Origin of the sequence: Klebsiella sp. AqSCr (genome assembly GCF_008452795.1) — a bacterium.
Classification (GTDB): domain Bacteria; phylum Pseudomonadota; class Gammaproteobacteria; order Enterobacterales; family Enterobacteriaceae; genus Klebsiella; species Klebsiella pneumoniae.
Window position 1 is genome coordinate 88359 of record NZ_MJDM01000007.1, and the last position, 8136, is coordinate 96494.

Annotated in this window: 7 protein-coding genes and 1 riboswitch; of the genes, 5 read left to right on the forward strand and 2 right to left on the reverse strand. The window is 56.0% G+C overall.

What is annotated here, in order from left to right; all coding sequences use genetic code 11:
* Positions 1–167 precede the first annotated feature (167 nt).
* Positions 168–1085: a DNA-binding transcriptional regulator OxyR gene (gene oxyR, locus BHE81_RS23360; RefSeq protein WP_002883015.1), complete on the forward strand. Its 918-nt coding sequence runs from the start codon at positions 168–170 to the stop codon at positions 1083–1085.
* On the opposite strand, the gene sthA is transcribed toward oxyR, so the two are convergent.
* Entirely contained in the window at positions 1068–2468 is a 1401-nt protein-coding gene (gene sthA / locus BHE81_RS23365; protein WP_002883016.1) for a Si-specific NAD(P)(+) transhydrogenase, read from the reverse strand. The two genes, oxyR and sthA, sit on opposite strands and share 18 nt — an antisense overlap.
* A gap of 196 nt (positions 2469–2664) precedes the next feature.
* On the opposite strand from sthA, the gene fabR reads away from it, so the two are divergent.
* Both fabR and BHE81_RS23375 read left to right on the forward strand, forming a co-directional pair.
* On the forward strand, positions 2665–3300 hold the full coding sequence (gene fabR, locus BHE81_RS23370) for an HTH-type transcriptional repressor FabR (RefSeq protein WP_004151856.1): 636 nt from the start codon (positions 2665–2667) through the stop codon (positions 3298–3300).
* A gap of 15 nt (positions 3301–3315) precedes the next feature.
* A complete protein-coding gene (locus BHE81_RS23375) occupies positions 3316–3675 on the forward strand; it encodes a YijD family membrane protein (protein WP_002883021.1) in 360 nt (119 codons plus the stop codon).
* Positions 3676–3726: 51 nt separating this feature from the next.
* On the opposite strand, the gene trmA is transcribed toward BHE81_RS23375, so the two are convergent.
* Entirely contained in the window at positions 3727–4827 is a 1101-nt protein-coding gene (gene trmA / locus BHE81_RS23380; protein ID WP_002883023.1) for a tRNA (uridine(54)-C5)-methyltransferase TrmA, read from the reverse strand.
* Between the two features lie 114 nt (positions 4828–4941).
* Positions 4942–5129, forward strand: a riboswitch (cobalamin riboswitch).
* Positions 5130–5193: 64 nt separating this feature from the next.
* On the opposite strand from trmA, the gene btuB reads away from it, so the two are divergent.
* Together btuB and murI are read left to right on the forward strand one after the other, a co-directional pair.
* Positions 5194–7032 (forward strand): TonB-dependent vitamin B12 receptor BtuB, encoded by a 1839-nt coding sequence (btuB, locus tag BHE81_RS23385; protein WP_004146288.1) that lies wholly within the window; start codon positions 5194–5196, stop codon positions 7030–7032.
* Complete coding sequence (gene murI / locus BHE81_RS23390) at positions 6977–7828, forward strand: glutamate racemase (RefSeq protein WP_002883026.1); 852 nt, start codon at positions 6977–6979, stop codon at positions 7826–7828. Before btuB ends, murI begins: the two co-directional genes overlap by 56 nt.
* Positions 7829–8136: the final 308 nt, after the last annotated feature.

Here is an 8136-nt window from a genome sequence, read left to right on the forward strand (position 1 = left end):
CACGTTGGCTTTAGTTGTTCGGGTAGAGAAACAGTGTGACGGGTCAGTGATTTTCACAGGTAGACCGTCTTTATGGGCGTATTATTGAACAGAAAACTTGATAGGGATAATCGTTCGTTGCTATGCTATCTATCGCCATGGACTATCGTGGCGATGGAGGATGAATAATGAATATTCGCGATCTTGAATACCTGGTAGCGCTCGCCGAACACCGCCACTTCCGGCGGGCGGCTGACTCATGCCATGTGAGCCAACCGACGCTCAGCGGACAGATCCGCAAGCTGGAGGATGAGCTTGGCGTCATGCTGCTGGAGCGCACCAGCCGTAAGGTTCTGTTTACCCAGGCGGGGCTGTTGCTGGTGGATCAGGCGCGTACCGTGTTACGCGAAGTAAAAGTGCTCAAGGAAATGGCAAGCCAACAAGGGGAAACCATGTCCGGGCCGCTGCATATCGGCCTGATCCCGACAATTGGCCCGTACCTGCTGCCGCACATCATTCCGATGCTGCATCAGACCTTCCCGAAGCTGGAAATGTATCTGCACGAAGCGCAGACCCATCAGCTGCTGGCTCAGCTCGACAGCGGTAAGCTCGACTGCGCCATCCTGGCGCTGGTCAAAGAGAGCGAGGCCTTTATCGAGGTGCCGCTGTTCGATGAGCCGATGATGCTGGCTATCTATGAAGATCATCCGTGGGCGAACCGCGATCGGGTGCCGATGTCGGATCTGGCCGGTGAAAAGCTGCTGATGCTGGAGGATGGCCACTGTCTGCGCGATCAGGCGATGGGCTTCTGCTTTGAAGCGGGGGCGGATGAGGATACCCACTTCCGCGCGACCAGCCTGGAAACGCTGCGCAATATGGTGGCGGCAGGCAGCGGCATTACCCTGCTGCCGGCGCTGGCGGTGCCGCAAGAGAGAAAACGCGATGGCGTAGTCTACCTGCCGTGCATTAAGCCAGAGCCAAGACGCACCATCGGTCTGGTTTATCGTCCGGGCTCCCCGCTGCGCAGCCGCTATGAACATCTGGCGGAGGCCATCCGCGGCACGATGGATGGCCATTTCGACAAGGCGTTAAAACAGGCGGTTTAAGCCGTTCAGCGCGGCAACCCGGTACGCTTCCGCCATGGTCGGGTAGTTAAAGGTGGTGTTGACGAAGTACTCAATGGTGTTGCCACCGCCTTTCTGCTCCATGATCGCCTGGCCGATATGAATAATTTCGGCCGCGCGCTCGCCAAAGCAGTGAATGCCAAGGATCTCCTTGGTTTCCCGATGGAACAGGATCTTCAGCGTACCAACGCTCATACCGACGATTTGCGCCCGCGCCAGGTGTTTAAACTGGGCGCGGCCCACCTCATATGGCACTTTCATCGCCGTCAGCTGCTGCTCGGTTTTCCCGACGGAGCTGATTTCCGGAATGGTATAGATCCCGGTCGGAATATCTTCAATCAGATGCGCTGAGGCTTCGCCTTTCACCAGCGCCTGGGCGGCAATGCGTCCTTGATCGTAAGCGGCAGAAGCCAGGCTTGGATAGCCGATGACATCGCCAACCGCATAGATGTGCGGGAGGGCGGTCTGATACATGCTGTTGACCTTCAGCTGACCGCGGCTGTCGGTCTGCAGACCGATATTTTCCAGCGCCAGGGTGTCGGTGTTGCCGGTGCGGCCGTTAGCGTACAGCAGGCAATCGGCCTTCAGCTTTTTGCCGGACTTCAGGTGCATGATCACCCCGTCATCCACCCCTTCAATTTTCTCATACTCCTCGTTGTGGCGAATAACCACGCCGCTGTTCCAGAAGTGATAAGAGAGCGAGTCTGACATCTCCTGATCGAGGAAGGCCAGCAGACGATCGCGGGTGTTGATCAGATCGACCTTCACCTCCATGCCGCGGAAGATCGACGCATATTCACAACCGATCACCCCGGCGCCGTAAATGATCACATGGCGCGGCTCATGCTGCAGGCTGAGAATCGAATCGCTGTCATAGATGCGCGGGTGGTGGAAATCGACATCCGCCGGATGGTAGGGACGCGATCCGCAGGCGATAACGAATTTCTCCGCAGTCACAGTCTCGACCGTGCCGTCATGGCACTCCAGCGCCAGAGTATGCTCATCCACGAAGTGGGCATTGCCCTGCAGAATTTCACAGTGGTTGCGCTCATAGAATCCCTGGCGCATATGAGTCTGCTGGTTGATGACGCTGTCGGCATGGTTAAGGATGTCGGCGAAAGAAGAGCGAAGAAGGCGGGAGTGGTCGCTGTAGAGGGGGTTTTGGTTAAACTCGATAATACGGCTGACGGCATGGCGGAGGGCTTTCGACGGGATGGTGCCCCAGTGGGTGCAACCGCCGCCGACATTATGGTAGCGCTCGATGACGGCAACGCGTGCTCCCTGTTTCACCAGTCCCATGGCGGCGCCTTCCCCGCCAGGACCGGAACCAATCACTATTGCATCATAATCCCAAGAGTGTGACATGGCATTACTCACCTGTTTTATACATAAAATAAACACGATGATAACATTCGCTGCGCTTTAACCCAATTATCGTTGTGCTTTTTTGCAGCATAAAAGCAGAAACGGCTCGTAAACAATCATTCACAATCCAGGGCAAACCGATTAGTTTTAATCTCTGGTATAGTGCCAGCAGGGCTATTGGAAGGATTCATACATCGTGATGGGCGTAAGAGCACAACAAAAAGAAAAAACCCGCCGTTCGCTGGTGGAAGCGGCATTCAGTCAACTTAGCGCTGAGCGGAGTTTCGCCAGCCTGAGCTTGCGTGAAGTGGCACGGGAAGCAGGGATCGCGCCGACGTCCTTTTATCGTCATTTTCGCGACGTCGATGAGCTGGGCCTGACGATGGTCGATGAGAGCGGACTGATGCTGCGCCAGCTGATGCGCCAGGCGCGCCAGCGGATAGCCAAAGGCGGCAGCGTGATCCGCACCTCGGTCTCCACCTTTATGGAATTTATCGGTAACAACCCGAACGCCTTCCGCCTGCTGCTGCGCGAGCGCTCGGGAACTTCTGCGGCGTTTCGCGCCGCCGTCGCACGCGAGATCCAGCACTTTATTGCGGAACTCGCCGACTATTTAGAACTCGAAAACCATATGCCGCGCGCCTTTACCGAAGCGCAGGCTGAAGCTATGGTCACCATCGTTTTTAGCGCTGGCGCGGAAGCGCTGGATGTCGGCCCTGAGCAGCGCCGGCAGCTGGAGGAACGGTTGGTACTGCAGCTTCGAATGATCTCGAAAGGCGCGTATTACTGGTATCGCCGTGAACAAGAAAAAATGTCACATCATTCCGAATAACGTGAAGGACGAGCAATGAAACACTCAGTTCAAGATAAAGGTACGCTGCTGCTGGCGCTGATTGCCGGGTTATCCATTAATGGCGCCTTTGCGGCGCTGTTCAGTTCGATAGTTCCGTTTTCCGTCTTCCCCATTTTATCCCTGCTGCTGACGGTCTACTGTCTGCATCAGCGCTATCAGAATCGCAGTATGCCCGTTGGGCTACCGGGCCTGGCCGCCGCCTTTTTTATTCTCGGGGTGCTGTTGTACAGCACCGTCGTGCGTGCGGAGTACCCGGATATCGGTTCTAACTTCTTCCCGGCCGTTCTGTCCGTCGCGATGGTCTTCTGGATCGGCTACAAGATGCGTAACCGCAAAGATACCGCAGCCGAGTAAGCCGCCAGCGGTAAAAAAACCGGCAATATGACATTGCCGGTTTTTTTGGGCCTATTTGCGGGTCAGCAGGACGCCGCACTCCATGTGATGGGTATACGGGAACTGGTCGAACAGCGCCAGCCGGGTAACGTTGTGCGTCTGGCTTAGCGTTTCCAGGTTGCGACACAGCGTTTCCGGGTTGCACGAAATGTACAAAATACGCGGATAGGCCTGCACCATTTTTTCCGTCTCGCTGTCCAGCCCGCTGCGCGGTGGATCGACGAAGATGGTTTCGCACTGATAGCTATGCAGATCGATACCCTGCAGCCGGTTGAACTGCCGCACCCCGTTCATCGCCTGAGTAAACTCTTCCGCCGCCATGCGGATAATCTGCACGTTGTCGATATGGTTAGCGGCGATGTTGTACTGCGCCGCCGCCACCGACGGTTTGGCGATTTCGGTGGCCAATACGCGATCGAAATTACGTGCCAGCGCCAGCGAGAAGTTACCGTTGCCGCAGTACAATTCCAGCAGGTCGCCAGTCGCCCCTTTGGTGACATCCAGTGCCCACTCCAGCATCTGAATGTTCATGGCCGCGTTCGGTTGGGTAAAGCTGTTTTCCACCTGACGGTAGATCATCTCCCGCCCGCCAACCGGCAGGCGTTCATCTATATAGTCTTGATCGAGCTCGATTTTGGTTTTGGTCGCCCGCCCAATCAGATGCACATTGAGCCCCTGGGCTCGCAGGGCGTCACGCAGCGCCTCCGCTTGCTCACGCCAGGCATCGTCCAGCTTTTTATGATACAGCAGCGAAACGACCGCCTGGTTGCTGAGGGTGGTCAGATAGTCAATCTGGAACAGCTTCTGGCGTAGCACGGGATTGTTGCGTACGCCCTCCAGCATGGCGGTCATCAGCTGATTGATCAGCGCGCTGGCGGCCGGGAAGCTGTCAACGCGAATCCGCGACCGGGTCTGCTGATCGAAAATAATATGGTACAGATCGTCGCCATCGTGCCACAGACGGAACTCGGCGCGCATACGGTAGTGGCTGACCGGCGAACGAAACACTTCCGGAACCGGCGCGGCAAAAGGCGCCATCATGGTTTGCAAACGGACGACTTTTTCTGCCAGCTGCGCTTCGTATTGTTCGGTAGGAAGGTGTTCGGGGGTCATGATGTATCCTGAATAAAATAAGTACGCGGGGATTGTAGGGAAAGCGCCGGGGATGTCCAGCCTCGAATGCCGCGGGAAATATAATTAGCAGTCTGGACATCTATATGGTTCTGATTGTAGCATTCGCCTACCGGTCCTGTGAGTTAAAAGGGAACCCAGTGGAAATCTGGGGCTGACGCGCAGCGGTAAGGAAGGTGAGAAATGAGCGCACTCGGTGCAGACACTGCGGCTAGCCGTGGGAAGTCATTATTTCTTGAAACAGCCTCCAAGCCCGAAGACCTGCCGGAATACGTCGCACTGGGTTTTATCGTCGCGAGCAACTGATAAAACCTGCGGCATCCTTTTTCTGTTTCGGATGCTTTTACAATGATTAAAAAAGCTTCGCTGATGACGGCCTTATCCGTCACGGCATTTTCCGGCTGGGCGCAGGATAGCAATTCAGATACGTTGGTGGTGACAGCAAACCGTTTTCAACAGCCGGTCAATACCGTGCTGGCGCCGACCGACATTGTGACGCGCGATGACATCGACCGCTGGCAGTCCAAAGATTTAAACGATGTCATGCGTCGTCTTCCCGGGGTCGATATTGCCCGCAACGGCGGCATGGGGCAGAGCGCTTCGCTGTATGTTCGGGGGACGGAGGCTCGTCACGTGCTGGTGCTGATCGACGGTGTGCCGATGGCGCGTCCGGGGATCTCCAACGGCGTAGATATCAGTCAGATCCCTATCTCACTGGTCCAGCGGGTGGAATACATCCGCGGCCCGCGCTCCGCGGTGTACGGCTCCGGAGCGATCGGCGGGGTGGTGAACATCATCACCATGACCGACGCTGAGCGTTCGCAGATCAACGCCGGCGCGGGTACGAACGGCTATCAGTCCTATGACGGCGCCTTTAACAAGCGGTTTGGCGATACGTTGGTTACCGCTGCTGGCGCCTATCAGACCACCAAAGGGTTTAACGTCCAGCCGAATTCCTCTTACAGCGGCGACAGCGATCGCGACGGCTACCGCAATAAAATGCTGTGGGGCGGGGTACAGCATCAGTTCGATGACAACTTCTCGGGGTTCTTCCGCGGCTATGGTTATTCCGCCAACGCTGACTATGACCAGGGTAACTGGGGCTACGCAGGTGGAAACGATGAAGATCAATCCTATACCCAATCCTGGGATACCGGTCTGCACTACCACTCCGGAATTTACTCCTCCCAGCTGATTGCTAACTATCAGCGCATCAAAGATTACAACTACAGCAGCGACGCTGGCCGCTATGCCGCGGGCACCACCCTGGATGATATGGAACAGCGCTATATCCAGTGGGGAAATAATGTTGTGGTAGGCCATGGGGCAGTGAGCGGCGGCGTTGACTGGAAACAAGAGAAGCTGAAATCCAGCGGAACGACCAGTACCGACGTGTATAAGCGTGACACCACCGGTCTTTATCTGACGGGACAGCAGCAGATTGACAGCGTGACGCTGGAAGCTTCCGGCCGTGAGGATCATGACGAGCAGTTTGGCTGGCACGGTACCTGGCAGACGGCCGCAGGCTGGGAATTTATCGACGGTTATCGGACAACGCTCTCGTACGGCACAGGATTCCTCGCCCCCTCCCTCGGGCAGCAGTACGGTGCAGAACGCTTTGGCATCGCCTCTAACCCGAATCTGAAGCCAGAGGAGTCGAAGCAATGGGAAGCGGGCCTTGAAGGGTTAACGGGGCCGGTCGACTGGCGCCTCTCCGCGTATCGCTATGAGATTCAAAACCTCATCGATTACGACAACAACGCCTATTACAACGTCAAGTCGGCGACGATTAAGGGGCTGGAGTGGACGGGGAATATAACCACCGGGCCGGTGGAGCACCATCTGACGCTGCAGTATGTTGACCCTCGCGATGATGAAACCAATAAGATCCTCTATCGCCGGGCGAAGCAGCAGGTGAAATACGAGCTGAACGGCCAGGTCTACGATCTGGGGTGGGATGTGACGTATCACTACATCGGCAAGCGTTACGATTATGACTACGACAACTCGCGTACCGTCAATATGGGTGGGTTGAGCCTCTGGGATGTCGGTTTATCGTATCCCGTCACCTCACACCTGACAGTTCGTGGTAAAATAGCCAACCTGTTCGATAAAGATTACGAGACAGTTTATGGCTACCAATCTGCAGGACGGGAATACACCTTGTCTGGCAGCTACACCTTCTGATCCACGTCCCACCGTGCTGGTGTTTGATTCCGGCGTCGGTGGGTTGTCGGTTTATAATGAGATTCGGCAGCTGCTGCCGAATCTGCATTACATCTATGCTTTCGATAACGTTGCCTTCCCCTATGGCGAGAAGAGCGAGGAGTTTATCGTTGAGCGCGTTGTGGAAATCGTCACTGCTGTCCAGCAGCGTTATCCCCTGGCGCTGGCGGTGATCGCCTGCAATACCGCCAGTACCGTCTCCCTGCCTGCCCTGCGTGAAAAGTTCGCTTTCCCCGTCGTTGGCGTGGTGCCGGCGATCAAGCCCGCCGCCCGTTTAACGGCGAACGGCATTGTTGGCCTGCTGGCGACGCGCGGTACCGTAAAGCGTCCTTATACCCGTGAGCTGATCGACCGCTTTGCCAATGAATGTCGGATTGAAATGCTGGGGTCGGCGGAGCTGGTGGAGCTGGCGGAAGCGAAGCTGCACGGCGAGCCTGTGCCGTTAGAAGAGCTGCGCCGTATCCTGCGCCCGTGGCTGCGGATGCAGGAGCCGCCGGATACGGTGGTGCTGGGCTGCACCCATTTTCCTCTTTTACAGGAGGAGCTGCAGCGCGTTCTGCCGGAAGGCACGCGGCTGATCGATTCTGGCGCGGCGATTGCCCGTCGCACCGCCTGGCTGTTAGAGCATGAAGCGCCGGATGCGAAGTCCAGCGACGAGAATAAAGCATTCTGCATGGCGCTGACGGCAGAAACAGAACAGCTTTTACCCGTTCTGCGTCGCTATGGCTTCTCGACGCTGGAAAAATTACCGCTCTAAGGGCGTTTTGCACAAAAAAGAGACGGTTGAATAATTTTTTGAAAACAGGGCTTGTCAACGTCTCAGAACTCCCTATAATGCGCCTCCACTGACACGGAACAACGGCAAGCAAGCCGCCGGGTCAGCAGGGTTTTAGCGGTGAAGTTCAGCGCTAAAAACTGACAGAGAAAAGCAAAATAAGGGCTTGACTCTGAATGAGGAAAACGTATTATACGGGACCTCGCAACGGTGAGCTGAAAGCCGCGTTGCAACTGCTCTTTAACAATTTATCAGACAATCTGTGTGGGCACTCAAAGTGACATGGATTC